This is a genomic window from Tardiphaga sp. OK245, from assembly GCF_900108575.1.
In the GTDB taxonomy this organism is placed as follows: Bacteria; Pseudomonadota; Alphaproteobacteria; order Rhizobiales; family Xanthobacteraceae; genus Tardiphaga; species Tardiphaga robiniae.
Map to the genome: position 1 here is coordinate 88,650 of NZ_FNWZ01000003.1, position 25,507 is coordinate 114,156.

Sequence of the window (25,507 nt, forward strand, 5' to 3'; positions counted from 1 at the left end):
TGCCGTCAGCGGCTACCGGTGTTCTCATCCTGCTGCCGCATCTGGTCGATCAGCATCTGCAGATGGGAGGGCAGGGCGTTGTCCGGGCCGACATCCCGGCGCAGCCGTTCGCCGATGGCATTGCAGATCGCCGCGCTGGTGGTGCGGTCAATGTGTTCTTCGCCATCATTGATGAACTGGTTCTGCATTGTCTTCCCGGCGCTCGTGGCAGTTGAATGACACTAAGGCAAGTCGTGCGGGCCGAAATTGTTTCAAGATTTATGGATTTGAGGCTGTTTGAGTCAAAATTCGATGAATCGTCGATGGATCTGCCAAGAAAAAGCCCGGCCGAGGGAACGGCCGGGCGGTATTTCTCTGCTCGTGGAGCGTCAGTAGCAGCGATTGACCAGTCGCCAACGCGGTCCCCACGGGGTCGGAACGACCCGGCGGACGAGACATCCGCCGCCATAGCCGTAAACCGGCCCGCCGACGAAGCGTGGTCCGCCCCAGCCGCGATGCCAGCCGCCGCGATGCCAGCCGCCGCGATGCCAGCCGCCGCCATGCCAGCCACCGCCGTGCCATCCGCCGTGGCCGCCCCAGGCAGAAGCCGAGGTCGGAGCCAGCGCCGCGGCGCCCAATGAGGCCGCTGCAACCAAAGTCAGTGCGATCTTGCGGAACATTCTCATCTCCTCTGGTACGGCGCGTGTTGCGCCTGCCGTGAACATGGCACCGGGGGCAAATGCCGTTGGCCGGGGTCATTGCAGGCAGTCTAGGAGGAGGAAGCTGAACCGGATCGCGCCAATCCTGTCAGGAATGGTTCATGTGGATGACATCTAGGTAATTTCGAGCGCCGGATCTGCCAAAATAGGGCCTGCGACATTTGGACGGATCGCTTGCCGTTCCCGGATAGCGTCGATATAAGCCGCCATCTTCCAGCGACTGTTATTCAAGGATAAATCATGGCTATCGAGCGTACCTTTTCGATTCTGAAGCCCGACGCGACCGAGCGCAATCTGACCGGTGCGATCAACGCGCTGATCGAAAAGGCCGGCCTGCGGATCGTCGCGCAGAAGCGCATCCGCATGACCCGCGAACAGGCCGGCACTTTCTACGCCGTTCACAAGGAACGCCCCTTCTTCGGCGAACTGGTGGACTTCATGACCTCGGGTCCGGTTGTCGTGCAGGTGCTGGAAGGCGAGAACGCCGTCCTCAAGCATCGCGATGTGATGGGCGCAACCGATCCGTCCAAGGCTGCTGATGGCACCATCCGCAAGCTTCACGCCAAGTCGATCGGCGAGAACTCGGTGCACGGTTCGGACGCTCCGGAAACTGCAGCGATCGAGATCGCACAGTTCTTCTCGGGCAACGAGATCGTCGGCTAAACTTCCAGCCGAATTGACGACCGGTCGGCGCGCGGGGGCGCGCCGACCTTTCCAATCAAAACGAACAAACAAAGGGGCGCGCTGTGGACTGGTTGCTGCATATTCTCGATCCGGCGACGATCAAGTCGGTTTTCGTTCAGTTTCAGGTCGAAATGCAGCAGCCCGCATTCTGGGTAGCCGTCGGCAAGATCATCTGGATCAACGTTCTGCTGTCCGGCGACAACGCCCTCGTGATCGCGCTGGCCTGCCGCGGCCTCGAGCCGAAGCAGCGCATGTGGGGCATGATCCTTGGTGCCGCTGCGGCCGTCATCCTGCGTATCATTTTCACCGGCATCGTCGCCACATTGATGGAACTGCCCTACCTCAAGCTGGTGGGCGGTCTCGCGCTGATCGTGATCGCGGCCAAACTGCTGGTTCCCGAGCAGGAAGAAGAGGACGGCGTCAAGGCTGCCTCGCATCTGTGGGCCGCCGTGCAGATCGTCGTCGTCGCCGATATCGTGATGAGCCTCGACAACGTCATTGCAGTTGCTGCCGCTGCCAATGGCAGCGTGCCATTGCTGATCCTCGGCCTTGCCATCAGCGTCCCGCTGATCGTCGCCGGCGCTGCGCTGATCATGGCGCTGCTGACCCGTCTGCCCGTTCTGGTCTGGCTCGGTGCGGCCCTGCTGGGCTGGGTCGCCGGCGAAGTGATCGCGACGGATCCTGCGGTTCTGCCGCTGATGCACAGCTTCTTCAGCGGTTCGGTCGGCACTGGCCTCGACAGCCTGATGTCATCGCTGGGCCTTGGCGTTCGTTTCACCAATGGGGGACATGGTGGCGAGATCGTCTGCGGTCTGATTGGTGTCGCTGTGGTGCTCGCTGTCGGAACGTTGTGGCGTCGTCGCAGCATGGCAGGGCACGCCGAGCAGGCGGCCTAACTCAATAAAAACGCAAAGCGGGCGAGGGGCATTTGCCTTTCGCCCGCTTTTTTGTTTCTGGAATCTGACGGTTTCTAGAACTTGAATTCGATGCCCAGCGTTCCCTGGTGGGACTGCGAATAGGCGCGGAACTTGCCGTCATAATTGAGATAGAGACGCGCGGTGTTGCTGAGGCTCAGCGACGCCGATGCGCCGGCATCTGCGCCGTACTGGCTTTCGCCGATCCCCTGAACGGTGATGCTCTCGGAACCCAGGCTAACCGTGACGTTGCTAAAGCGCTGATGCACGTTGTCGACGAATTTGGCATAGCCCGATAGATCCAGAATCTTCTGATCGAATATCCAGTAACGGCCGACTTCTGCGCCAATCAGGATACGCGCACGCTCGGCTGAGGCGCCGCTCGCGTTGACAGGATTGAGGCCGCCAAGCTCCTGCATCGCGCCGGTTGTCGCGCGGGTGTATTCGAAGGCAGCCTTGGGCACGATCCGTGCCTGTTCGTAACTCCAGTAATAGCTCAGCTCGGTGAGCGCGCCGTCGATCCGCGCATTGTAGCCGGCGCTGGCAAGCCCCAGGCCCGTGTCGCGGCGCGAGTTGATGTCGCCGAAGCCGTGCACCAACGCGATCGCCCAGGTCCAGGCGCCCTGATCGACCGATGCATTGAGGCCGATTTGCGTGAGGTCGAGCGTCGCTGATTGCAGCGCCAGCGGTACATCGATCGTGGTGTGACTCTGGTCGACCGACAGTCCGACATTGACACCTGGCATCAGCCGCGCGCCGATCCCGGCGACGCCGCCGACAGTCCGGCGCTTGTCGCCGACGAAATCCCCGATCGTGCTGGTATGCGCGCCAACGCCGTAGAATTCGGCCCAGCTTCGGAAGCGCGGCGTCTCGGTGGTCTCCGACGCACCACCGCCGCCGGGATTGGCGCGCGACGCGCGGTTGAAGCCGTAGCTCGCCTGATCGCCGAGGCGCCGCAGGAACTGGCTACCGAGATCGCCAATGGCAATACCTGCGGATTGCCCGGCATTGAAGTCGGTCGATGATGGCATCGGTGCGGCTGGCAGCGGCGGTGTCGGCGGAGGTGTGGTTGGGGGCGGCGTGGTAGGCGGCGGCGCGACCTGGGCGGATGCAAGCGAAGGCGCAGCGACAAGCGCGACGGCAAGGCCGAGTACAATGGTCCGGCGTTGCCGACTGGCAGCCGGGCTCCTGTCCGTTTGGGCGTATCGCGATGGATCGCGCATTGTCACTCGTTTCGAAATTGTCGCTGCAGTGCCGTTCGACTGCGGCAGAGCATACGCGATCCAATGAGCATTGCCGCTGCGCATTGAGCGCCTCCGGTGGCGATTGACGCGTATTGTTGTGCGATTGCCACAGCGGATTCGTGTCGCTTTTCATCACGTTATGGCCGTTCACGCAGAGCGGGCCGACGATATTTCAATCCGGCACGTCTGCTCACGGGTCCGGTCAGCGGCTTTCGACAGGTACGCTTGAACGCGGCCGGTGATATCAAAACCTCTGCCGTAAAAAGCCAAAGACTTGCGTAGCCAAAATTTTCATGTTGGAATTCTTGCGCAATCGGATTGAGGCCGTTCGACTGTGCGTTTTGCGAGCAGGACATTCAGCAGACACCGGGAAGCCCGCTTGTGGCGTGGTACGCATGATGCGTGGCCGCGTCTTTTTTGTATCTAGATCGGGAGACAGACGATGCAGAAGGGCACCGTCAAATGGTTCAACCCAACCAAGGGTTATGGCTTCATCAAGCCGACTGTCGGCGACAAGGATGTCTTCGTGCACATCTCCGCTGTCGAGCGCGCAGGCCTTAGTACCCTCAACGAAAACCAGACCATCGAATACGACCTGGTGGAAAATCGCGGCAAGGCGTCTGCCGAGAACCTCAAGGTCTCATAACCGAGTTTTGCCCTGCCGGCCCTGACATGTGGGCCGGCCGACTGATGTAACTCCGGCGCAAGCTGGGCCTTTTGTAGCTCCGGTGCGGATCGTGCCGAGCGGGCGAGGTTATGCCCGCATTATCGCTTCTTTGGCTTCTTCGCCTTTTTGGCCGTTTTCTTGGCGGGTACAGCCTTCTTGGCGGCCTTGTCCTTTTCGGCGTTCTGAGCCTTCATCGCTTGCGCTGCTTCTGCGATCTGAAGTGCTTCAACGGCCTTACGCATCGATCGCGCATAGCTATCGGCGGCATTATCGGCGGACATCTGAAGGCGCTTGGCAGCGGCCATGCCTTGCTCCGTCGCGTCCTTCGCTAGTTGCTTGAAACGGTCCTTAGCGGTCTTGTCCTTGGCCTTGGCGGCCAGGCCCGCATAGCGATCGCGTTGTGCCTTGACGGCTGCCATCAGTGTCTTGTTTTGCTGCTTAGCAGTCTGCCGGATGATCACACCCAGATCGGCGCCCGTCATTCTTCATTTCCTTAAGTGACAGCCAGAATAGTCAATTGTTTCAATTATGCAGGTGCCATTGAGGCATTGCAATCGTCGCAGCTCGTGGCGCTTGCCGGCGTACTGGACGAGGTGAGCTTATTGTCCGATGTCGTAAGCACAGATCGGGTTTCTTTACCGTAAAGATACTCGGCAATTGCGCTTGCGTGACGGAATCATGATACCGCGAGACGTCCCGTCCGGCGCAGCCAGGTCTGGCCTGTCGATATGCGGTGCCAGATTGGCTGGCGTGTGGAGCATCCTGCGATGACGGTGCCGGCGAGATCGCGTTTTCGGATTGGCTTCAGGACGTCGATCATTGCGCTGTTCGTCGGCGTCGTCCTTACCGTCGGCCTGGCGCTGGTTTATCTCAGCTTCAGCAGGGTCAACACGATCATCCGGACGGCGGCTTCGTCGTATCTCAGCGTGGTCGCGCAGGCTGCGACCGATCGCATCGATGCGCAGCTCAAGAGCGTTCACGACAATCTGGATATCCTGCGCGGTATCACATCGGTCCAGTCCGCGGAGCTCAAGAATAACCCGCGGCTGAACATCCTGCTGGCGTCGATGCTGCGCAACAATAAGCAGCTCTTCAGCCTGTACATGGGATATGAGGACGGCTCGTTCCTGGAAATGGACCTGATCGACCGAACGGGAGCTGGGGTGAAAGCGCGCTTCGGGGCGCCGGACGGGGCCAGATTTCGCCTGTTCACGATCGTGAAAGCAGGCGATTTTGGACCGCTTCAGACCACGACCTCCTATCTCGACGATGCGCTGCGGCCTTTGGCAAGTCTGCCCGGACCGGTCGATTTCGATCCTCGCGTTCGGCCGTGGTATCGCGGCGCCTTCGAGCCCAATGCCAGTCTGCTGACCGAGCCCTATATTTTCTATCAGACCGGTGACATCGGCTACACGCTGCGAATGCCCATTGTGGAGGGACAGCGGGGTGTTGTGGCCGGCGATATCCTGCTCAGTGAAGCCGAGGCCATGCTGCGCAAGCAGCAGCTCGGGCATTCGGGCGTGGCCTACCTGTTTGATGATGCCGACCGGGTGCTGGCGCATCCCGAGATGTCCCGCTGGCTTGAAGCCACGAGTGTGCCGAACAAACTGTCGGAGCTGCCGCGACTGAGCGATGTCGATACGATCGACGCAACGGCCGCGATCAAGGCGTGGCGTCAAACCGGCGTTGCGGAGCAATTTTTTACTGACAGCACAGGGCGGGCCTACGCAGCCGCGTTCCGTCCCGTGGAGATGGCCGGATCGGCCAATCTCCGGGTCGGGTTCTTCGCGCCGCTCGATGAGTTCTATGCCGAGATCGAGCAAGAAAAGCGCACGCTCTTCATTCTCGCATTTTGTTTTGTGCTCGCGGCCGTACCGATTGCGTTCTGGATCGGCAACAAGCTGTCGCTCTCCCTGCGAATTTTGGCGCGCGAGGTCGATCGCATCCAGAACTTCCGGTTTTCGTCGATGCCGCAACTGCGTTCGCCGATCCGCGAAATCGACGATCTCGGCCGATCGGTCTTCACCATGCGTACGCTGGTGCAGACATTCTCGAATTTCGTTCCCAAGCGTCTGGTTCAGCAACTGGTCGAAACCGGCACGGCCATGCAATTGGGCGGAGAGCGCCGCGAAGCGACCATCCTGTTCACAGATGTCGAGAATTTCACGGGAATGACGGAGAACGAAGATCCGACCCGGGTGATGCTCTACACATCGCGCTATTTCGCTGCGATTTCGGACGTCATTGCTACGCATCAGGGCACGGTCGATAAATATATCGGCGATGCGGTTATGGGGCTGTGGAACGCCCCCGTCGAGCACACCAACCATGTCGCGCAGGCTTGCGCCGCTGTGCTCGATTGCGTCGAAGCCAATCGGAAGCTCAATGAGGAATTCGAGCGCGAGGGATGGCCGGTCTACAAGACCCGGTTTGGCCTGCATGTCGGCGATGTCATGATCGGCAATATCGGATCACCCGACCGCATGAACTACACGGCGCTCGGCGCGACCGTAAATCTCGCGTCACGGCTCGAGACGCTGAACAAGGACTACGGAACCAGCGTCCTGGTCAGCGAAGCCGTCAAGGAGCGGGTGGACTCATTGTTTCTTTTCCGCAGCGTCGCCCGGATCAAGCCGAAAGGCTTTGCCGCCGAAGTGCAGATCTATGAGTTGCTCGGCGCGCGAGACCAACATTCCGTCGCCGCGTCTGATCGCCACGCCAATTTCCCTGTTTGATCGATGGGGGCCGCGCTATAGTGAACGCATGGCAGCCGACAGAGAAATATTGCGACGATGACCGAGGTGACCCCGGTGCGGCGAGGTCGTCCTCGATCGGTCGAGACCGAGGATGCGATCCTGGACAGCGCCTATCGCATGATGGCAGCCCAGGGGCTCGCTGCGACGACCATCGATGCGATTGCGCGGGATTCCGGCGTCTCCAAGATGACGATCTATAAATGGTGGCCGTCGCGCGAAGCGGTGCTGATCGATGCATTCCTGCGGCAGGCGTCGACCATGCTGCCGCTTTCCGAGAGCGGTGATCCGTTTACCCGCATCACGAAACATGCCGCCGCCTATGCCGTGGCGCTGAACAGCGATTTCGGCAAGGTACAGCTCGCTGTCATTGCCGAATGCATCTCGCGGACCGGTTCAGCGAAGATCTTTTCCGAACGCTATCTTGGTATCCGCCGGGACATATCGCTGGCGATTATCAAGGACGGCCAGAAGGACGGCAGCATCGTTGCTTCGGAGCCAGCCGGCGATCTCTATGACCGGATCTATGGCACGCTGTTTTATGAGTATGTCTTTGGATTTCGGCCGCTGACGGCCGACTATGCGCGCAAGCTCGTCAGATCCGTATTGTCGGCGCAATAGTCAGATGCCGCCTTGCCGCGCGCGGCGAAACCAGCGCCAGGTTTCGCGTGTGACGGCCCGGTAACCCCAACCGCGATGCGTGATGCGCTCGTCGATGATGGCATTGAGCTTCGGCAATGCATGGAAGGGCACCGACGGATAGGCGTGATGCTCGACATGGAATGGCATGTTCCAGGTGAACCATTTCGTCAGCGCGTCGGTATAGGTCGTGCGGGTGTTCTCATAGGCGCTGCGGGTACGCTCGCAGCCGGTGTGTTCGGCATAGAGATAGGGCCGCAGGAAGAGCTGGCCGACATAGAGCGGGACAAGCCAGCACCACAGCAGCAGCGTGCTGGAGAGCGCGATAGAAGCGATCAGCAGCGCCAGATAGACGAGGGCATAGATGCGGGCTTCGCGCACCACCATGCCCTGCTTGGATTCCGGGATCCACGGCGCCACGGCTTGTCCGGTCAGAGCACGGCGGACCAGCAGACGGATCCGATTGGTCAGTTGCACGATGCCGGTATAGGCGATGGCGAGTCTGGTGTCGGACGAGGGGATCGTTGCGGTGACGAGTTCAGGATCGCGGTCGGGATCCTGCGTGAAGCGGTGATGGTCCCAGTGAAATAGCGCATAGTGTTCATAGGGTAGAACGATCATCAGCGACGAGACATGGCCGAGGGCCTCGTTCAGCCGCCGGCTGGTGAACACAGTCTTGTGCGCGGCCTCGTGCACCGCCATGAACAGGAAGGCGATGAGATAACCCTGGATGACGATCAGCGGGGTCGTCCACACCACGCCGTAGCGGGTGGCGACCTGCCAGATCAGCGTTCCAACCAAAGCGATCAAGGCATAATGGCTGATCGAGCGAATGAGCCCCGGAAGATTGGCGCGAACCGACAGGTCCTTCAGCTGTGCGGGCGTTAGGGCGCGGGTTTCGATCTTGCCATGGCCAACTGCATCCATCGTCATCGGTTCGTCCCGTTCTCGGTTCAGGCGTCGGCGGCGAGCAGCGCCGAGACTCTCGTGTTGATGAAGGCGGCATCGACCGGGTTCTTGACCGGGTTGCCGGCGCGGTGTCCGTGCAGCGAGGGGATAGGGCACAGTTCGGCCGCGCGTGCGTTCGTCAGCAGGGGGAGTTCGTCTTCGTTGTCGCCGACCTGAAAATAGTTGTCCGTCTGCCCAGGCATCAGCAGAACGCGTGCGGTGATCGCAGCCATGGCCTTGCGGAAGTCGCCGCCGAAGGCGTCGCAGCGGCTGATGTCGCCATTCTGCCAGGTCCATAGTTGGGCCAGCAGATTGTTGGCATCACGATGCGCGAAAGCGACGTCCCATGATCGCGCCAGATAGTCTTCCAGCGAGGTGAAGCCGGCTTCGCGCCAGATTTCGTCGCGGTAGAAGCCATGCGACATTGCCCAGCCGGCATAAACCCGCCCCATGGCGCGAAGTCCGGCAGATGGTTTCGAAACGAAGCGGCCATCGACAAAGGCAGGATCGGTGGTCAAAGCGGCCCGCACACTTTCGAGGAATACGGCGTTGAACGGCGAACAACGGGCGCTGCCGCAGACCACTGCCGCGCGTGCCACCATGTCCGGATAGCGGGCGGCCCAGTGATAGGCCTGCATGCCACCCATCGACCAGCCATAGACGAGTGCCAGACGCGCGACGTCGAATTGCTCGGTCAGCAGGCGATGCTGGATCGAAATAGCGTCGTGATAGCTGATGTTCGGATAGGGGGCGCCAGCCAGAGCTTCCAGCGAATTCGATGGCGATGACGACAGCCCGTTTCCGAACAGATTGGGGATGACGATGAAGTAGCGGTCCGGATCGAGTGCGGCGCCCGGCGCGATCAGCCACTCAGTGTCGTAGTGTTGTGCGCCGAACGACGTCGGATAGAGGATGACGTTATCTTTGGCAGCATTGAGTGCGCCATAGGTCTTGTAGGCAAGCTGCAGGCGCGGGTGCCGCTGGCCGGATTCCAGCAGCACGTCACCCGCCTCGAAGATCTGGTAGTCGTTCGGCGTACTCATGCTGCAGCTCCGGAAGGTCCGTTGACGCTTGCCGAGGGTGCGACAAGCGATCCGCTCGACAAAATTTAATAACTGTACTAGTGGTATATTAATTTGCGAAGAGCGCAATGCCGAAACTTCGGCATTGCCGCCTGAGTAGCATGCAGCTGGTCGTCGCCCGTTGGCGGTTCGGCGACATCTTGTTTTTGTATTCGAAACGTACAAGAGACTTGCGGCCCGTTAGTCTATTCACTGGCCTGTCATCGGCGCGGGGGCGGAAAGCGGCCAGGTTATCCGCATAAGCCGCTGCGAGTTCGAAGTCGCGCTTGCCCGCAACCCACTCAAAGGAGTCTGGATCATGGGAACCATCACCACCAAAGACGGCACCGAGATTTTCTACAAGGATTGGGGCACCGGGCAGCCGATCGTGTTTCATCACGGCTGGCCCCTAAGTGCGGACGACTGGGACAACCAGATGATGTTCTTCCTCAATCAGGGCTATCGCGTCATCGCGCACGACCGCCGTGGCCATGGTCGCTCCAGCCAGACCGCGACCGGTAATGAGATGGACACCTATGCGGCCGACGTCGCCGAACTCACCGACAAACTGGATCTGAAGGACGCTGTGCATATCGGTCACTCCACCGGCGGCGGCGAAGTTGCGCGTTACGTCGCACGTGCCAAGAAGGGACGCGTCGCCAAGGCGGTGCTGGTCAGCGCCGTGCCGCCGATCATGCTCAAGACCGAGAACAATCCCGGCGGCCTGCCGCTCGAAGTGTTCGACGGCTTCCGTGCTGCGCTTGTGGCCAACCGCGCGCAGTTCTACGTCGATGTCCCGGCCGGGCCATTCTACGGCTTCAACCGGCCGGGCGCGAAAGTCTATCAGGGCGTGATCGACAACTGGTGGCGGCAGGGCATGATCGGCGGCGCCAAGGCGCACTATGATTGCATCAAGGCATTTTCGGAAACGGACTTCACCGAAGACCTGAAGGCGATCGATGTGCCGGTGCTCGTTTTGCACGGCGATGATGACCAGATCGTGCCTTATGCCGACGCTGCACCACTGACGGTGAAGCTGCTCAAGAACGGCACGCTGAAGACCTATCCGGGCTTCCCGCACGGCATGCTGACCACCCATGCGGATGTGATCAACCCGGATCTGCTGGCATTTGTTCGCAGCTAAACGAACCAGTGTGAACGACGCTGCGTGTTGCGTCGTTCGCATTGTCTTTAATGGTCCTGCGACCGGTGCTCGCGAACTGAGCGGTCCCTCGTTGATGACCGGGATATGACAGTTCGGGGCGCCTGCCGAACAATAAATGCGTTGTCCTCGTTGCGGAAAAGTTACGATCAGGCCAATATGCAACCTTTGATAGCGCGCGCCGTGCCGACTTGGTACGGGCGCTTTGTTGACGATGCATTTTTTGGGCGGTTTGTGGGGACGCGCAATGGATTCCGGTCGCGAAGCGAGTGAGTCTCAGAAAGACGTTGTTGCAACGACATCGACGGCACTGTCCGCACAGCTGGAGAAGATCATATCCAGGGCGGATTCGAGTTATGTGCCGCCTTCGGCGCGCGCCAAACGACGCAGCCGAGCCAAGGCAGATGATCGTTTTGCTATCCGCAAGAATTTCCTCGAGGCGCCGCGCAGCGATCCCAATGCGTTCGAGCGTATCATCGGCGAAAGCGATCTGCTGTCGATCAATTTTCTGGATCGGGGCAAGCGTGCAGCGGCGGCCGTGTGCCGGATCAGAGTGCCGAGTGACGGCGGGGCGTGGTATGGCACCGGTTTTTTGGTCGGACCACGACTGCTGCTCACCAATCATCACGTGCTTGGCGACGAAGACGAGGCGAGCCAGTGTGAGGCCGAGTTCGGCTACGAGCACGACATCGATGGCGTGTTGCGCGATCCGGTCTGCTTCAACCTGCGTCCGCATGAAATATTCTATACCAACGCCGAACTCGATATCACCTTTGTGGCGATTACGCCGTTGTCGGATGACGGCGTACCGCTCGACCGCTACGGCCGGCTTCCACTGATCCCGCTGTCGGGCAAAGCAGTCGATGGCGAATGGGTCACGATCATTCAGCATCCGGGCAGCGAGCCGAAGCAGATCGCGATCCGCGCCAGCCAGATCGTCACGCTTGACCCAACCTCGGCTGTCGGGATCGACCTTAGTCAGTTCATCCATTATTCGACAGATACGCAACCGGGGTCTTCGGGCGCGCCAGTGCTGAATGACCAGTGGCAGGTGCTGGCGTTGCATCACAAGGCGGTTCCTGCGCCGAGCAAGCCCGGCGCAGTCGTCAAGGATCCAGTATGGATCGCCAATGAAGGCATTCGGATCAGTGCCATCTTTTCACTGCTCGAAAAGGAACGATTTGCAAAACGGCAGGCAGGGCTCGTTCTCGACAGGCTCGACAAGTCGCTCGGCCTCAGTCCGATGTCCCAGGGCATATCGGTTGGCGAGACGCTTCTGGAGGCTGACCGTAAGCCGCTTCAAGTGTCACGCTGGGCAGGTGTTCGTGGCTATGATGCGGGGTTCTTCAAGAGCAATCCCATCGATCTTGCGACGATCTATGCACCGCTGCTTGCCGCCGGCAAGGTTGCGCCATTGCTGGATGGCTCGGGATATGAACTGGCCTATCATCATTTTACGTCGGTGATCCATGAAGAGCGCAAGTTTCCACTGATCACGGCGGTCAACATTGCCGGGGGGAAACTCATCCATCCCGGTAAGCGAAAGGATACGTGGCGGCGCGACGCGCGGATCGCGGACGAGTATCAGCCGGACGGTGCCTTCTACGAAAAGGCCAAGGGTAACGATCCAGTTCAATTCAGCCGGGGGCATCAGGTCCGTCTGCTCGATCCATGCTGGAGCGCACTATCCGACGATGTGGAACGTCTTGAGGAAGCCCAAGCGGGTTCCGAGGATACGTTCCACTACACCAATGCAGCGCCGCAGGTGCAAAGCTACAACGATATCGACTGGGGCAATCTCGAGGACTATCTGCTGAATAAGGCGCAGACCACCGAGAAGCGGTTGACGGTTTTTACTGGGCCGATCTATCGCGATGACGATCCCTATTATGGCAAGGGTCGCAAGGGCGGACCGTGGAAGGTGCCGCTCTCGTTTTGGAAAGTGGCGGTGCTGCAAAAGACGACAACCAAGATCGCCGCGGCGGCGTTCATCGTGGGGCAGACCCAGTATGTCCAGGCGCTGTATGAGGCCAAGGTGTTCTCCGGATTGAAGCCGTACACCGTCGATGAAATGCGCAAGCGCAGGATTCAAACCACGATCGTGGCGATCGAGGAGGCGACCGGTCTGGATTTCTCGGCGGTAAAGCCGTTCGATGCACACGGGACGCTGGAATCGACGCGCAGAACCCGGTGGATCAACGATATGGACGACGTCGTAATCTGACCTGCGGGCTGCACTGCATGGCAGGGCGACCCCGAACGTCTCGCCTAGATCACCGTCGGCGAGATCAGCGTGTCGTCGCGGCTGGCGCTGGCGCCGGTGCTGGTGGTGCAGGTGTCGCCGGTGATGCCAACGCCGTTGGTGGCCAACAGCCGTAACGCCTGCGGATAGATCTTGTGCTCGATGTCGAGCACGCGCGCGGCGAGGGTGTCGGGGGTGTCGTTATCGGCCACGGCCACGGCTCCCTGCATCACGATCGGGCCGGCATCGGTCTCCGGAATGACGAAATGCACCGTGGCGCCGGAAATCTTGACGCCGGCGCGCAATGCTTGGCCGTGCGGATCGAGGCCGGGGAAGGAGGGCAGCAGCGACGGGTGGATGTTCAGCATCCGGCCGTACCAGTGTCGCACGAATTCCGCCGTGAACAGGCGCATGAAGCCGCCGAGGCAGATCAGCTCGATCTTGTGCTCGTCGAGGGCCGACTGCAGCAGCTTCTCGAAGCCTGCGCGATCCTTGCCGAACGGCTTGCTCTCGATCACCAGCGTGTTGACGCCATTGGCCTGCGCAGTGGCGAGGCCGGCAGCGTCAACCCTGTTGGAAATCACCAGCGCAATCTCGGCCGGGAAGCCATCTGCTGCGGCGGCCTCGATCAATGCGGTCATGTTCGACCCGCGGCCGGAAATCAGGATGGCGACGCGACGCATCACGGCCTCACAGTTTGAGTTCGAGATGTCCGTCATAAACGACGCGCTCGTCGCCTTTGGCCTCGATGACGTCGCCGAGCAACGACACGGTCTCGCCGCTCTCGCGCAGGATGTCCATCACCTGCTGCACAGCTTCGCGCTTGACGATGGCGATCATTCCGACGCCGCAATTGAAGGTGCGCAGCAGCTCGAGTTCGGCGATATCGCCTTCCTTTGCCAGCCACTTGAACACCGGCAGGACGGTGAGGGAGGGCAGGTCGATGCGAACGCCGAGGTTCTTTGGCAGCACGCGCGGGATGTTGTCGGTGAAGCCGCCGCCAGTGATATGCGCGAGGCCCTTCACGGCGCCGGTCTCGCGGATCGCGCGCAAGCAGGATTTCACATAGAGCCGGGTCGGGGTCAGCAGTGCACCGCCAAGCGTCATCACCGGCGAGAACGGCGCCTTGTCGGCGTAAGAGAGGCCCGTGCGCTCGACAATCTTGCGGACCAGCGAGAAGCCGTTGGAGTGGACGCCAGACGAGGCCATGCCAATGACGGCATCGCCCACGCCGATGTCCTTGGTCGGCAGCAGCGTGCCGCGCTCCGCAGCGCCCACCGAGAATCCGGCGAGGTCGTAGTCGCCGTCCTTGTAGAGACCGGGCATTTCGGCGGTTTCGCCGCCGATCAGCGCGCAGCCGGATTCACGACAACCCTCTGCGATGCCAGCGACGATTGAGGCGGTGGCTTCTGGGTCGAGCTTGCCGCAGGCAAAGTAGTCGAGAAAGAACAGCGGCTCGGCACCCTGGACCACGAGGTCGTTGACTGACATGGCGACGAGATCGATGCCGATGCCGTTATGGATACCGGCTTCGATAGCGATCTTAACCTTGGTGCCAACGCCGTCGGTGGCGGCGACGAGAACCGGATCCTTGAAGCCGGCGGCCTTGAGGTCGAACAGTCCGCCGAAGCCGCCGATCTCGGCGTCAGCGCCGGCACGGGCGGTTGCGCGAACCATCGGCTTGATGAGGTCCACCAGACGGTTGCCAGCATCGATATCGACGCCCGCGTCCGCGTAAGTGAGGCCTTTTTTCTGGTCGGTCATGCCGGGTATCCTGCCGGAGCTGCGAAACTGTGTATTTTCGGCTGGTTACGTCGGAATCCCCGCCTGCGCAATGGCTCGTAAACGCTATCCCGATTACTATGTAGGCGGTAAGCCGGTCGGAGCCCCCAAGCTCGGATTGCGAAACAGGCCGGAGCCGGGAAGCGCCGCGTGAGTATCCCCAATTTAATTACCCTCGGGCGCATCCTGCTGGTGCCCGTGATTGTCTGGGCGATTGCCTCGAACCAGATGGAAATCGCCTTTGCAATCTTCGTGATTGCGGGGGTCAGCGATGCCGTGGACGGCTTTCTCGCCAAGCGTTTCAACATGGCCAGCGAACTCGGTGCGCTGCTCGACCCCTTGGCCGATAAGGCGCTGCTGGTCTCGATCTATGTCTCCCTGGGGATATGGGGGGCAGTTCCGCGTTGGATCGTGATTCTCGTGGTGTCGCGGGATATCATGATCGTGGGCGCCGTCATTGTGTCGTGGTTGTTCGGCAAACCGATCCCGATGAAGCCGCTGATGGTATCGAAGCTCAATACGGTGGCGCAGGTGGCCTTCGCAGCCTTGGTTCTTGCTGCCCTCGGATTTGGTTTCAAATCCTCGCCTTACGATTTGATTTTAATGGGCTTTGTGACCATCTTGACGCTGCTCTCTGTGTCCTTCTATCTCGTCGAGTGGATGCGACACATGAGCACCATCGAACCTGGTCAAGAGCCCCGGTAAACCGGTATTCGTGACGTTCGCCGGCGGAGCCGGCAGGAGTATTTGCGTGGTCGCCCGCGTCCAACCCCGTCAATTGGCGTTCGCGCTGCCCCATGCGGAGAGTCTGTCCCGCGACAACTTCCTTGAGGGCCCGGCCAATGCCGAGGCGCTGGGACTGATCGACTGCTGGCCGGATTGGCCGAACCGGGTAATGCTCCTTGTCGGCCCGGAAGGGTCCGGCAAGAGCCATCTGGCGGCGATCTGGGCCGAGGAGGCCGGGGCGCGCTCCACCATGGCGCACAGCCTGACGGCTGCGACGGTTCCGGCTGAGTTGGTGACCAACGCACTGGTGGTGGAGGATCTCAATGCCGGTGCCTTCGATGAGCGGGCACTGTTCCACCTTCTTAATCTGGCACGTCAAGACAACGCCTATGTGCTGATTACGGCGCGGGTCGCCCCGGCCGCCATGGAGGTCGAGTTGCGCGATCTGCGGTCGCGGCTCCGTGCGATCCCGGTAGTCAATCTGCTGCCGCCGGATGACGGGTTGTTTCGGGCGCTGATCGTGAAGTTTTGCGCCGACCGCCAGCTCAGCATCGACGAGAGCGTGGTCAGCTATGTGGCCAGCCGCATCGAGCGGTCATTCGCCGCCGCCCGCCATACGGTGGAATTGCTGGATAGCGAGGCGCTTCGGCTTGGGCGGCCGGTGACCCGTGCATTGGCCGCGGAACTGCTGCGCGACGCCTGACTTAGCCTTGGACGTCAAACGCGGCGCGTCAAACCGTGCCTTGACGGCGCGGCAGGCAGGTTCCTCAATGTCATCGAAGCGTCACGCAACTGACGCAATGTCCGCTGTGATTTGCCGGCACTATAGCGCTGCTTGAACTGGATGGATTGCTGTCTCATGGACTCCGCAGAAGAGATTGTTATTGAAGAGAAAAAGGGCGAAGCGAAGCCGGCAGAGGTGGTCGCGTCGGGTCCCGAGCGCTTCATCAATCGCGAGCTGTCCTGGCTGCATTTCAATCGCCGCGTCCTTGAGGAGTCCGTCAATCCGGGCCATCCGGCGCTGGAGCGCGTCCGCTTCCTGTCGATTTCCGCAAACAACCTTGATGAATTCTTCATGGTCCGCGTCGCCGGTATCAAAGCGCAGGTCCGTGAGGGAATCAGCGAGCGCAGTCCGGACGGCTTGACCCCGGCCGAGCAACTGGTGCTGATCAACAGTGCGGTCTCCAAGCTCGGCAGCGACCAGCAGGCGATCTGGCGCGACCAGCGCGGCATGCTGGCCGATGTCGGAATCGTGCTGCTCGACGGCAAGGAGGTCAGCAAGGCCGACCGGTCCTGGATCGAGGACCACTTCCTCCACAATATTTTCCCGCTGCTGACGCCGCTGGCGATCGACCCGGCGCATCCGTTCCCGTTCATTCCGAGTCTGGGCTTCACCATCGCGCTGCATCTGTCGCGGGTGTCCGACGGCAAGACGATGAACGCGCTGATCCGCATGCCCGGCAAGATCGATCGCTTCATCCGCCTGCCGACCCCCGGCAAGGACGGCGCGGTCCGCCTTATCACGCTGGAACAGGCCACTGGCCTGTTCATCGCGCGTCTATTCCCGGGCTACACTGTTCAGGGGCAGGGTGCCTTCCGCATCATCCGCGACAGTGAACTTGAAGTCGAAGAAGAGGCCGAGGATCTGGTCCGGCTGTTCGAGACTGCGCTGAAGCGTCGCCGCAGAGGGTCGGTGATCCGCCTCGAAATCGAAGCCGGCATGCCGGCAGAACTCCGTGCCTTCGTGCAGCGCGCGCTGGCGACCTCGGATGACGAAATCCTGCTGGTCGACGGCATTCTTGCCATGAACGAGGTCTCGCAGCTCACACGGCTCGATCGGCCCGATCTCGAATTCGTGCCCTATGTGCCGCGTCATCCGGAACGTGTCCGCGATCATGGCGGCGACATCTTTGCGGCGATCCGTCAGAAGGACCTGATTGTCCATCATCCCTATGAGTCCTTCGACGTCGTCGTGCAGTTCCTGCAGCAGGCCGCGCGCGATCCGGATGTGGTGGCGATCAAGCAGACGCTGTATCGCACCTCCAACAATTCGCCGATTGTCCGCACGCTGGTGGAGGCCGCCGAAGCTGGTAAGTCGGTAACGGCGCTCGTCGAACTGCGTGCGCGGTTTGATGAAGAGGCCAATATCCGCTGGGCTCGCGATCTCGAACGCGCCGGTGTCCAGGTGGTCTATGGCTTCCTGGAATTGAAGACCCACGCCAAGCTGTCGCTGGTGGTGCGCCGCGAGGGCGGCTCGCTCACGACCTATGTGCACACCGGCACCGGCAACTATCATCCGGTCACCGCGCGCATCTACACCGATCTGTCATATTTCACATCCGACCCGATCATCGGTCGCGATGCCGCACGCGTGTTCAACTATATCACCGGTTATGCCGAGCCGAGCGACATCGAGAAGATGGCCGTATCGCCGCTGACCTTGCGCGGGCGCATGCTCGAACACATCCGCGGCGAAGCGGCATTCGCCCGCAGCGGCAAGCCGGGTGCGATCTGGCTCAAGATGAATTCGTTGGTCGATCCGGAAATCATCGATGCGCTCTATGAGGCGTCGAATGCCGGTGTATCCGTTGAACTGATCGTGCGTGGCATCTGCTGCCTGCGGCCGGGCGTGCCCGGCCTGTCCGAAAACATTCGCGTCAAGTCGATCATCGGCCGCTTCCTTGAACATGGTCGAATCTATTGCTTCGGTATGGGCAATGGCCTGCCGAGCCCGAAGGCGGCGATATACATATCGTCGGCTGACATGATGCCGCGCAATCTGGATCGCCGCGTCGAGGTTCTGTGTCCGCTGCAGAACCCCACCGTGCATACCCAGGTGCTCGAGCAGATCATGGTGGCCAATCTCAAGGATACGGAACAGAGCTGGCAATTGTTGCCGGACGGGTCGTCAACGCGTATGAAGGCAGCGAAGGGCGAGGAACCCTTCAATGTGCACAATTACTTCATGACGAATCCGAGTCTGTCTGGCCGTGGAAAGTCGCTTGAGAAATCATCCCCGCGCCGGCTCACCCGCCGTTCGGAGCGTCACCAATCCTCGTAAGGAACCAGCAACGTGGTAGCGCGTGCCAATCAACGCGCGACCAGCGTCGCCGTCATCGATATTGGCTCCAACTCGGTGCGTCTCGTTGTCTACGAGTCGCTGACGCGAAGCCTTGTTACGCTCTTCAATGAGAAGGCGCTGTGCGGTCTCGGCCGCGAAGTGCAGAGCACCGGGTTGCTGGCCAAGGACGCTGTCGACAAGGCGCTGACGGCGCTGCGGCGCTTCCGTGCGCTGTGCAGGGTCATGAAGGTCGGTCGCGTCTACGCCATCGCGACCGCTGCGGCGCGCGATGCGAGCAATGGACCTGCCTTCATCACAGCAGCCGAGAAAATCTGCGGCTGCGAGATCCAGATCATATCGGGGCCGCGCGAAGCGAAGCTCTCGGCGCTGGGCGTGATTTCGGGCGTGCACAAGCCGGATGGCCTGGTTGGCGATCTCGGGGGCGGTTCGCTCGAACTGATCGATGTCAAAGGCAATGCGGTCCGGCAGGGCGTGACGCTGCCGCTCGGCAGTCTCGCATTGCAGGATGCCTCACAGAAATCACCGAAGAAGGCGGAGCGCATCGTCAGGCTGGCGCTGGCTGACGTCGCGCAGCTCAAGGCGGGCGTAGGTCGCAATTTCTATGCGGTCGGCGGCACCTGGCGTGCATTGGCGCGGCTGCACATCATCCAGAGCGGCTATCCGCTACGTGTGATGCATGGCTATTCGATCCCGGCCACCGAAGCGCTCGATTTCGTGCGCCGCTTGCGCCGGCTCGCAACAGCCAACATTCTTGCCAACATCGAAGCCATAGCCGAACAGCGCCAGCCTCTGCTGGTCTACGCGGCGCTCGTGCTTGAATATGTCATTCGCACCGCCAAGCCGAAGACTATCGTGTTCTCGACCTATGGCGTCCGTGAAGGCTTGCTGTACGAAATGCTGCCGCAAGCGCAGCGCATGCAAGATGGTCTGGTCGGCGCCGCGCAGACCATGAACGAGTTGCTGTCGCGTTCGGCCCGCCACGCGCAGGAGCTGAGCGATTGGAGTGATCGGTTCGCCCGTGTCGCCAAGCTCAAAGAGACCGACGAGGATCGTCGGCTACGCCGGGTGGCGTGTCTGTTGTCCGATATCGGCTGGCGGGTCCATCCGGATCATCGCGGCGAGCAGACGCTCAGTTTGATCACGAACGGCAATTTCGGCTCGGTCGATCATCACGGTCGCGCATTCCTCGCGCTCTGTGTGTACTACCGCTACGCAGGATTCGGCGCCGAGAACGAGCCCCCGGAGCTGGTCCGCGCGCTTGTCTCGCCGGCGCAGGTCGAACGCGCCCGTTTGCTCGGCGCGTTATTCAGGGTCGCGCATCTCATTTCGGCCGCGCGGCCGGGCGTGCTGCCCGCCACGCATTTCGCCACCAAGGATCGCAAGATGATGCTCGTCTTCGAGCATCGCATGGTCGATCTCGTCGCCGACCGCGTCGGTAGCCGCTTCAAGCAACTGGCGCGACTGGTCGGGAAGTCCGGTTCGATCGTCAGGCGATAGCCACCGCCGCTCATTCCGAGTGATACTACTGATTGCACCGCGGCGTGACTCTCGGTTTCCGTGCGTATACTCTTTTCCGGTGCGGCCGTTTTGGTCCACGCGGCAAGTACATACGATTTCCGGACCGGGAGAGTCGAAATGTCAGCCCTTCTGATCAACCTTATCGTTCAACTGATTGGCGGCGCGATTGGCGGAAATGTTGCCGGCGGTGCATCGAAGTCTGTCGATCTTGGCACAATCGGCAACACGATCGCAGGTGCAATAGGTGGCGGCGTTGGCGGTCAAATTCTCGGAATGCTGATTCCTATGCTTTCAAACGCATCGGCGACCACCGATATCGGTTCGCTGATCGGTCAGGTGGCCGGAGGCGGTGTCGCGGGTGCGGTGCTGACGGCAATCGTCGGAGCCATCAAGAACAGATCGGCGGCGTAAAGCGATCGTCATTGCGTCTCGCAGGGCGAGGTCTGGTACGCCCCGTCCTGCTGTTTGCGGCAGGCAATTAGAACGCTACCTTGGACGACGCAGCCTACGCGCGATCCACCCGGATCACCCGGCCTTTTTCCATCGCCAATGCAAGGCGGCCATGCTTGAGCGCCAGGGCGGCCTCGCCGAACAACTCACGCCGCCAGCCGTGCAGGGCGCCGACATCGGCATTATCGTCGGTGGCGATCTGCTCGAGATCGTCGACGGTGGCGATGACCTTGCTAGCGACGGCGTGACGCTCAGAGGTCATGCGCAGCAACACCTTCAGCAGTTCGACGGTGGCTGCGCCGTTGGAATTGCCGCGCGGCTTCTCGATCTTCGGCAACGTGGCGGGATCGCGGGCGACGCCACGCTGGACGGCGGCGACAATGTCGCTGCCCCACTTGGAGCGATCAAAGCCCTTCGGCAGCGAACGCAGATTGGCAAGCTTCTCCAGTGACGTCGGCGCATGGGTCGCGATATCGCCGACGGCATCGTCCTTCAGCACGCGCGAGCGCGGCACATCGCGGCTCTGTGCTTCCTGTTCGCGCCAGGCAGCGACTTCCATCAGCACTGCGAGCTCTTTCGGCTTGCGGACGCGGGTCTTCAGCCGTTCCCAGGCGCGCTCGGGATGGAAATCATAGGTCTTTGGCGAGGTGAGAATTTCCATTTCCTCGCTGACCCAGTCGCTGCGGTCGCGCTTCTTCAGATCGGCATCGAGCTTGGCGAACACGTCGCGCAGATGGGTGACGTCGGAGACGGCGTAGTGCAACTGCTCTTCGGTCAGCGGACGGCGCGACCAATCGGTAAAGCGGTGGGTCTTGTCGGGGCGGTGGCCGGTGACGCGTTCGACGAGTTGGTCATAGGCAATGCTGTCGCCGTAGCCGAGCACCATGGCTGCGACCTGGGTGTCGAAGATCGGATGCGGCACCACGCCGGCGCGGTGCACGATGATTTCGATGTCCTGCCGCGCGGCATGGAAGACCTTCAGCACGGCCTCGTTGGCCATCAGGTCGAAGAACGACGTGAGGTCGATGCCTTCGGCAAGCGTGTCGATCACCACCGCGTCTTCCGCGCTGGCCATCTGGACCACGCAGAGCAGCGGGTAATAAGTGGTCTCGCGGAGGAATTCCGTATCGACCGTAATGACGGGGTGCTTGGCAAGTCGCTCGCACGCGGCGGTCAGCTGGGCAGTGGTCGTGATCAGTTCCATGGACGGTCCATAACGCTTTTGCCAAGGCGTTCGGCCGAAAAACCTGTTGAGTCAAGGTGTTTCGGGCAGATTGGAGGTCTGCTCCGATAGAATGAGGGTGTTTAGGTGCCGCAGAAGGTCTTCAGTACGCGCTGATCCGGCTCCGGCGGCTCGGCGTAATCCGCCATCTCCGGTTGATCTTCATAGGGTTTCGCCAGCACGGCCAGCAATTTCTCGAACGGCGCGTAGTCGTCGGCCAGCGCCGCCTGGATCACCGCCTCGACGCGATGATTGCGGGGGATGAAGGCTGGATTGATCGTCTGCATGGCCTGATGGCGGGTACCGGCGTCCTGCGACTCCCGACCGAGTCGTGCCCGCCAGTTCACGGCCCAGGCGTCAAACGCCGTCGGATCGATGAACAGTCCGCGGACGGCTTCGTCGCTGTCTGCGTCAACCGCGGCGGCGCCGAGGCGGCGGAAGGTCAGGGTGAAATCGGCCTGATTGGCGGTCATGGCGGTCAGCAGATCCTGCGCCAATGCGGCATCGTCCGGCTGGCTGGTGAACAGCCCGAGCTTCCGGCGGAGACCGGCCTGATAGGCCGTGTCGAAAATATCAGAGAATTCGCCCAATGCGGCCTGCGCAATCTCGATAGCGGTCTTCTCGTCGCTGTCGATCAGCGGCAGCAGCGTCTCGGCGAAGCGCGTCAGATTCCACAGCGCGATGCGCGGCTGGTTCGCATAGGCGTAGCGGCCCATCTCGTCGATCGAGCTGTATACCGTCGCGGGATCGTAGGCGTCCATGAAGGCGCAGGGGCCGTAATCGATGGTCTCGCCGGATACCGAGCAGTTGTCGGTGTTCATCACACCATGGATGAAGCCGACATGCAGCCAGCGTGCGACAAGTTCGGCCTGACGGCGGATCACTGCATCGAGCAAGGCGCGAATGGGATGTTCGGCTTCGGCTGCGTCGGGATAGTGCCTGTTGATCACATGATCGGCGAGTTGTTTGACGCCGGTGATATCCTCGCGCGCAGCGAAAAACTGAAACGTGCCGACGCGAATATGGCTTGAGGCGACGCGAGTCAGCACGGCGCCCGGCAGCATAGTCTCACGCTGAACCCGTTCGCCCGTGAGGACGGCGGCGAGGGAGCGCGTTGTGGGGATGCCCAGGGCCGCCATGGCTTCGCTGACGATATATTCCCGGATCACTGGACCAAGCGCAGCACGGCCATCGCCGCGGCGCGAGAACGGTGTCGGACCGGAACCCTTGAGCTGGATGTCGCGGCGCACGCCGTCGCGGTCAATGACCTCGCCGAGCAGGATCGCGCGCCCGTCGCCGAGCTGCGCCACGAAATGTCCGAACTGATGTCCGGCATAGGCCATCGCGAGGGGATCGGCGCCATCCGGCACGCGCTTGCCGGCGAGGACCTCGACGCCTTCGGGACTGGCCAGCCAGTCAGGATCGATGCGGAGTTGGTCGGCCAGTGCGCGGTTCAGCTTGATCAGTCGCGGCGCTGTCACCGGCGTCGGTGCAACGCGGGCGAAGAAATTCGCGGGCAGGGCGGCATAGCTGTTGTCGAACGGGAAGTGGACTGTCATGGCCCCAAGATGGGGGGCCACGACGTGTTAGGCAACCGCTGAAAACGGCCTCAGGCGGCGCGAACCGTGTCGAGGAACCGGTCGACTTCATCCTTCAGGCGATTGCTTTCGAGCGACAGCGACTGCGCTGCGGCCAGCACCTGGGTCGATGCGGAGCCAGTCTCGCTGGCGCCGCGATTGACCTCGGTGACCTCGCTGGCGACCTGGGTGCTGAGCTGGGCCGACTGCTGGACATTGCGCGCGATTTCCTGTGTCGCTGCGCCCTGTTCCTCAACCGCCGCTGCGATGGCCGACGAGACTTCGGAAATCAGCGTGATGGTCGAGCCGATCTCCTTGATGGTCTCGATCGTCTCGGCACTGGCCGCCTGCATGCCGGCGATCTGCATGCTGATTTCGTCAGTGGCCTTGGCGGTCTGCGACGCCAGCGCCTTCACCTCGGCGGCGACAACGGCGAAACCGCGGCCGGCGTCACCGGCGCGCGCGGCCTCGATGGTGGCGTTGAGCGCCAGCAGGTTGGTCTGTTCGGCAACGGCGGTGATGAGCTTCACGACATCATCGATGCGTGCAGTGGCCTGCGTGAGTTTGACAATGCTTTCATTGGTCTTCTCGGCCTGCAGCACGGCGGTCGAAGCGATACGGTTCGATTCATGAACCTGGCGGCCGATTTCATTCACCGACGAGGTGATTTCCTCGGTGGCGGCAGCAACCGACTGCACGTTGTTCGACACGACGTGCGATGCGGATGCGGCCGAGCCCGAGAGGCTCATGGTGATATCCGATGTACGCGTCAGCGTGGTGGCAGAGGCTTCGAGTTCGGTCGAGGCTGATGAGAGCGAACCAACCAGCTCGCTGATCATCGATTCAAAATTGCTGGTCGCCTTCGTGATGGTTTCCGCACGGGCAGCCTTGATGGCGGCCTCGGCACCGGCAGCCTGATCCGCCGCACGCTTGGCGATGAGGGCGTCCTTGAAGATCTGCAACGCGCTCGCGATACGGCCAATCTCGGTGCTTTCGCCCTGATGCGGAATGATGGCCTCCAACTGACCATCGGTCAGCTGGCCCATTGGCTTCAGGATCGAGGCGATGCCGCCGGAGATGTCACGCACCAGATACATGGCGGCGCCGAGGCCGAGCACGACCGAGGCGCCGAGAATGATAACCATCATCCAGATCGCGTTGGCATAGGTGGCGTTCGCATTGCTGCCGGCTGCTTCGGCGCCCTTGTCGTTCAGCTCGACGAGCTTGGCCAATGTGCCGTCCATGGCGCGGCCGGTCGGGACGACCTTCTTGGCGTTGATCTCTTTGGCGGCGTTCACGTCGCCCTTGTTGGCGAGGGCCTGGACGTCGTTGCCCGCGGCGATGAAAGCCTTCCATTCTGCGTCGAGCTTGTCAGCCAATTCGCGCTCTGCCGGCGATGACACCAGCGGGGCATAGGCCTTTGCTGCCTTTTCAAAGTCCGATTTGCGGGCGGCGAGGTTCTTGTCGACATCCGGACGGTCGGCATCGGCCACGATCAGGTGGTCGCGCAGCACTGCGCGATACCGCGCCGACTGAACGCGCATTTCGCCGATCCAGCGGACGCTGGGGAGCCACTGCGTCTGGATATCCTGGGTTGCTGCGTTGATGGCTCGCATCTGCATGAAGGCGAGGGTGCCGATGCCCGCGATCACCACGAAGAGAAAAGCGACAATGACAAACAGCTTGGTACTGATCGAATATCTGGCGAGCACGAACATATTCCTCGGCGGTTCTAAGGCTGCGACGCCGGTCAGCCGAAATGGCGGCTGCCTTGGGTTGCGGCAGGGCAAGAAGCAGCAAGTTCCAGTTGAATCACCTGCCTTCAAAACGGGCTGGGTTCACGGCAAGACAGTGAATGGTGGTCGTCAACGTTCAGTAAATTTTGACACAAATACCGCTTTAAGTAGTTGAATCTGGTGCTGAAATACCGACGTGACGTATCCGGGTGCCGATGGTGCTTGACCCGAGGTAGCTGGTTATTGCGTGTGCAATCATGTAGTTCCCGCGTTGCGGGAGGTTTTCCGATCGCTCGATTGCATTTGGAAATGGTAGTCCGAAATTCATCGGTCGGAGGCCTCCGGTGATGCAGTCGCGGCCCGCAAATTCGGGCGATCTGATCGCCGAGCTTTGGTTGCCGC

The 25,507-nt window shown here is 61.3% G+C and carries 24 protein-coding genes; 13 read left to right on the plus strand and 11 right to left on the minus strand.

Features of this window, described 5'->3' with window-relative positions; translation table 11 throughout:
* Positions 1-5 precede the first annotated feature (5 nt).
* Positions 6-188: a hypothetical protein gene (locus BLW80_RS13030; protein WP_089263955.1), complete on the minus strand. Its 183-nt coding sequence runs from the start codon at positions 186-188 to the stop codon at positions 6-8.
* 180 nt (positions 189-368) lie between these two features.
* Positions 369-659 carry a sulfur globule protein precursor gene (locus BLW80_RS13035; RefSeq protein ID WP_093758306.1) on the minus strand — a complete coding sequence of 97 codons (291 nt, stop codon included), beginning with the start codon at positions 657-659 and terminating at the stop codon, positions 369-371.
* A gap of 279 nt (positions 660-938) precedes the next feature.
* On the opposite strand from BLW80_RS13035, the gene ndk reads away from it, so the two are divergent.
* Together ndk and BLW80_RS13045 are read left to right on the plus strand one after the other, a co-directional pair.
* A complete protein-coding gene (ndk, locus tag BLW80_RS13040; protein ID WP_068731078.1) occupies positions 939-1,361 on the plus strand; it encodes a nucleoside-diphosphate kinase in 423 nt (140 codons plus the stop codon).
* 83 nt (positions 1,362-1,444) lie between these two features.
* On the plus strand, positions 1,445-2,278 hold the full coding sequence (locus BLW80_RS13045; protein WP_093758307.1) for a TerC family protein: 834 nt from the start codon (positions 1,445-1,447) through the stop codon (positions 2,276-2,278).
* Between the two features lie 74 nt (positions 2,279-2,352).
* On the opposite strand, the gene BLW80_RS13050 is transcribed toward BLW80_RS13045, so the two are convergent.
* On the minus strand, positions 2,353-3,519 hold the full coding sequence (locus BLW80_RS13050) for an autotransporter outer membrane beta-barrel domain-containing protein (protein WP_093758308.1): 1,167 nt from the start codon (positions 3,517-3,519) through the stop codon (positions 2,353-2,355).
* A gap of 463 nt (positions 3,520-3,982) precedes the next feature.
* Here BLW80_RS13050 and BLW80_RS13055 point away from each other — a divergent pair, with 463 nt between their 5' ends.
* Positions 3,983-4,186 carry a cold-shock protein gene (locus BLW80_RS13055; RefSeq protein WP_089263958.1) on the plus strand — a complete coding sequence of 68 codons (204 nt, stop codon included), beginning with the start codon at positions 3,983-3,985 and terminating at the stop codon, positions 4,184-4,186.
* 119 nt (positions 4,187-4,305) lie between these two features.
* Here BLW80_RS13055 and BLW80_RS13060 read toward each other — a convergent pair whose 3' ends face one another.
* Positions 4,306-4,689: a hypothetical protein gene (locus tag BLW80_RS13060; RefSeq protein WP_093758309.1), complete on the minus strand. Its 384-nt coding sequence runs from the start codon at positions 4,687-4,689 to the stop codon at positions 4,306-4,308.
* A gap of 285 nt (positions 4,690-4,974) precedes the next feature.
* Here BLW80_RS13060 and BLW80_RS13065 point away from each other — a divergent pair, with 285 nt between their 5' ends.
* Together BLW80_RS13065 and BLW80_RS13070 are read left to right on the plus strand one after the other, a co-directional pair.
* Entirely contained in the window at positions 4,975-6,942 is a 1,968-nt protein-coding gene (locus BLW80_RS13065) for an adenylate/guanylate cyclase domain-containing protein (protein WP_093758310.1), read from the plus strand.
* Between the two features lie 57 nt (positions 6,943-6,999).
* Positions 7,000-7,581, plus strand: a complete 582-nt coding sequence (locus BLW80_RS13070; RefSeq protein WP_093758311.1) for a TetR/AcrR family transcriptional regulator — start codon at positions 7,000-7,002, stop codon at positions 7,579-7,581.
* On the opposite strand, the gene BLW80_RS13075 is transcribed toward BLW80_RS13070, so the two are convergent.
* Positions 7,582-8,532, minus strand: coding sequence for a fatty acid desaturase (locus BLW80_RS13075; RefSeq protein WP_093758312.1), 951 nt, complete (start codon positions 8,530-8,532; stop codon positions 7,582-7,584).
* 20 nt (positions 8,533-8,552) lie between these two features.
* The gene (locus tag BLW80_RS13080; RefSeq protein ID WP_093758313.1) at positions 8,553-9,590 is read right to left on the minus strand and encodes an alpha/beta fold hydrolase; all 1,038 of its coding nucleotides are present in this window, start codon (positions 9,588-9,590) and stop codon (positions 8,553-8,555) included.
* A gap of 337 nt (positions 9,591-9,927) precedes the next feature.
* On the opposite strand from BLW80_RS13080, the gene BLW80_RS13085 reads away from it, so the two are divergent.
* A complete protein-coding gene (locus tag BLW80_RS13085; protein ID WP_093758314.1) occupies positions 9,928-10,752 on the plus strand; it encodes an alpha/beta fold hydrolase in 825 nt (274 codons plus the stop codon).
* Between the two features lie 265 nt (positions 10,753-11,017).
* Positions 11,018-12,994 (plus strand): DNA/RNA non-specific endonuclease, encoded by a 1,977-nt coding sequence (locus tag BLW80_RS13090; RefSeq protein WP_093758315.1) that lies wholly within the window; start codon positions 11,018-11,020, stop codon positions 12,992-12,994.
* A gap of 44 nt (positions 12,995-13,038) precedes the next feature.
* On the opposite strand, the gene purN is transcribed toward BLW80_RS13090, so the two are convergent.
* Together purN and purM are read right to left on the minus strand one after the other, a co-directional pair.
* Positions 13,039-13,695 (minus strand): phosphoribosylglycinamide formyltransferase, encoded by a 657-nt coding sequence (gene purN / locus BLW80_RS13095; protein WP_170849658.1) that lies wholly within the window; start codon positions 13,693-13,695, stop codon positions 13,039-13,041.
* A 7-nt stretch (positions 13,696-13,702) separates the two neighbouring features.
* A complete protein-coding gene (gene purM / locus BLW80_RS13100; RefSeq protein ID WP_093758317.1) occupies positions 13,703-14,776 on the minus strand; it encodes a phosphoribosylformylglycinamidine cyclo-ligase in 1,074 nt (357 codons plus the stop codon).
* 168 nt (positions 14,777-14,944) lie between these two features.
* Between purM and BLW80_RS13105 the strand changes: the two genes are divergently transcribed.
* The 5 genes from BLW80_RS13105 (at position 14,945) to BLW80_RS13125 (ending at position 20,531) form a co-directional block, all read left to right on the plus strand.
* Positions 14,945-15,499, plus strand: a complete 555-nt coding sequence (locus tag BLW80_RS13105; protein ID WP_089263967.1) for a CDP-alcohol phosphatidyltransferase family protein — start codon at positions 14,945-14,947, stop codon at positions 15,497-15,499.
* Between the two features lie 46 nt (positions 15,500-15,545).
* On the plus strand, positions 15,546-16,223 hold the full coding sequence (locus BLW80_RS13110; protein WP_089263968.1) for a P-loop NTPase family protein: 678 nt from the start codon (positions 15,546-15,548) through the stop codon (positions 16,221-16,223).
* Positions 16,224-16,379: 156 nt separating this feature from the next.
* Positions 16,380-18,581 (plus strand): RNA degradosome polyphosphate kinase, encoded by a 2,202-nt coding sequence (locus BLW80_RS13115; protein ID WP_089264645.1) that lies wholly within the window; start codon positions 16,380-16,382, stop codon positions 18,579-18,581.
* 12 nt (positions 18,582-18,593) lie between these two features.
* Positions 18,594-20,099 carry an exopolyphosphatase gene (gene ppx / locus BLW80_RS13120; RefSeq protein WP_093758318.1) on the plus strand — a complete coding sequence of 502 codons (1,506 nt, stop codon included), beginning with the start codon at positions 18,594-18,596 and terminating at the stop codon, positions 20,097-20,099.
* A gap of 138 nt (positions 20,100-20,237) precedes the next feature.
* On the plus strand, positions 20,238-20,531 hold the full coding sequence (locus BLW80_RS13125) for a hypothetical protein (protein WP_089263970.1): 294 nt from the start codon (positions 20,238-20,240) through the stop codon (positions 20,529-20,531).
* A gap of 94 nt (positions 20,532-20,625) precedes the next feature.
* Here the strand turns inward: BLW80_RS13125 and rnd are convergent, their stop codons facing one another.
* From rnd to BLW80_RS13140, 3 genes are all read right to left on the minus strand, one after another.
* The gene (rnd, locus tag BLW80_RS13130) at positions 20,626-21,774 is read right to left on the minus strand and encodes a ribonuclease D (protein ID WP_089263971.1); all 1,149 of its coding nucleotides are present in this window, start codon (positions 21,772-21,774) and stop codon (positions 20,626-20,628) included.
* A 101-nt stretch (positions 21,775-21,875) separates the two neighbouring features.
* The gene (locus tag BLW80_RS13135) at positions 21,876-23,351 is read right to left on the minus strand and encodes a protein adenylyltransferase SelO (RefSeq protein ID WP_093758319.1); all 1,476 of its coding nucleotides are present in this window, start codon (positions 23,349-23,351) and stop codon (positions 21,876-21,878) included.
* A 50-nt stretch (positions 23,352-23,401) separates the two neighbouring features.
* Entirely contained in the window at positions 23,402-25,081 is a 1,680-nt protein-coding gene (locus tag BLW80_RS13140) for a methyl-accepting chemotaxis protein (protein ID WP_093759058.1), read from the minus strand.
* Here BLW80_RS13140 and BLW80_RS30265 point away from each other — a divergent pair.
* Positions 25,053-25,280 carry a hypothetical protein gene (locus tag BLW80_RS30265; protein WP_158596856.1) on the plus strand — a complete coding sequence of 76 codons (228 nt, stop codon included), beginning with the start codon at positions 25,053-25,055 and terminating at the stop codon, positions 25,278-25,280. The genes BLW80_RS13140 and BLW80_RS30265 overlap by 29 nt on opposite strands.
* The last annotated feature ends 227 nt before the right edge of the window (positions 25,281-25,507 follow it).

Excerpts from the sequence above, each read along its gene's own strand:
- BLW80_RS13080 (WP_093758313.1), bottom strand. The coding sequence starts at position 9,590 with ATGAGTACGCCGAACGACTACCAGATCTTCGAGGCGGGTGACGTGCTG.
- BLW80_RS13070 (WP_093758311.1), top strand. The coding sequence starts at position 7,000 with ATGACCGAGGTGACCCCGGTGCGGCGAGGTCGTCCTCGATCGGTCGAG.
- BLW80_RS13085 (WP_093758314.1), top strand. The coding sequence starts at position 9,928 with ATGGGAACCATCACCACCAAAGACGGCACCGAGATTTTCTACAAGGAT.
- BLW80_RS13050 (WP_093758308.1), bottom strand. The coding sequence starts at position 3,519 with ATGCGCGATCCATCGCGATACGCCCAAACGGACAGGAGCCCGGCTGCC.
- BLW80_RS13060 (WP_093758309.1), bottom strand. The coding sequence starts at position 4,689 with ATGACGGGCGCCGATCTGGGTGTGATCATCCGGCAGACTGCTAAGCAG.
- BLW80_RS13125 (WP_089263970.1), top strand. The coding sequence starts at position 20,238 with ATGTCAGCCCTTCTGATCAACCTTATCGTTCAACTGATTGGCGGCGCG.
- BLW80_RS13030 (WP_089263955.1), bottom strand. The coding sequence starts at position 188 with ATGCAGAACCAGTTCATCAATGATGGCGAAGAACACATTGACCGCACC.
- BLW80_RS13115 (WP_089264645.1), top strand. The coding sequence starts at position 16,380 with ATGGACTCCGCAGAAGAGATTGTTATTGAAGAGAAAAAGGGCGAAGCG.
- BLW80_RS13035 (WP_093758306.1), bottom strand. The coding sequence starts at position 659 with ATGTTCCGCAAGATCGCACTGACTTTGGTTGCAGCGGCCTCATTGGGC.
- purM (WP_093758317.1), bottom strand. The coding sequence starts at position 14,776 with ATGACCGACCAGAAAAAAGGCCTCACTTACGCGGACGCGGGCGTCGAT.
- BLW80_RS13135 (WP_093758319.1), bottom strand. The coding sequence starts at position 23,351 with ATGACAGTCCACTTCCCGTTCGACAACAGCTATGCCGCCCTGCCCGCG.
- ndk (WP_068731078.1), top strand. The coding sequence starts at position 939 with ATGGCTATCGAGCGTACCTTTTCGATTCTGAAGCCCGACGCGACCGAG.
- purN (WP_170849658.1), bottom strand. The coding sequence starts at position 13,695 with ATGCGTCGCGTCGCCATCCTGATTTCCGGCCGCGGGTCGAACATGACC.
- rnd (WP_089263971.1), bottom strand. The coding sequence starts at position 21,774 with ATGGAACTGATCACGACCACTGCCCAGCTGACCGCCGCGTGCGAGCGA.
- BLW80_RS13065 (WP_093758310.1), top strand. The coding sequence starts at position 4,975 with ATGACGGTGCCGGCGAGATCGCGTTTTCGGATTGGCTTCAGGACGTCG.
- BLW80_RS13055 (WP_089263958.1), top strand. The coding sequence starts at position 3,983 with ATGCAGAAGGGCACCGTCAAATGGTTCAACCCAACCAAGGGTTATGGC.
- BLW80_RS13090 (WP_093758315.1), top strand. The coding sequence starts at position 11,018 with ATGGATTCCGGTCGCGAAGCGAGTGAGTCTCAGAAAGACGTTGTTGCA.
- BLW80_RS13075 (WP_093758312.1), bottom strand. The coding sequence starts at position 8,532 with ATGACGATGGATGCAGTTGGCCATGGCAAGATCGAAACCCGCGCCCTA.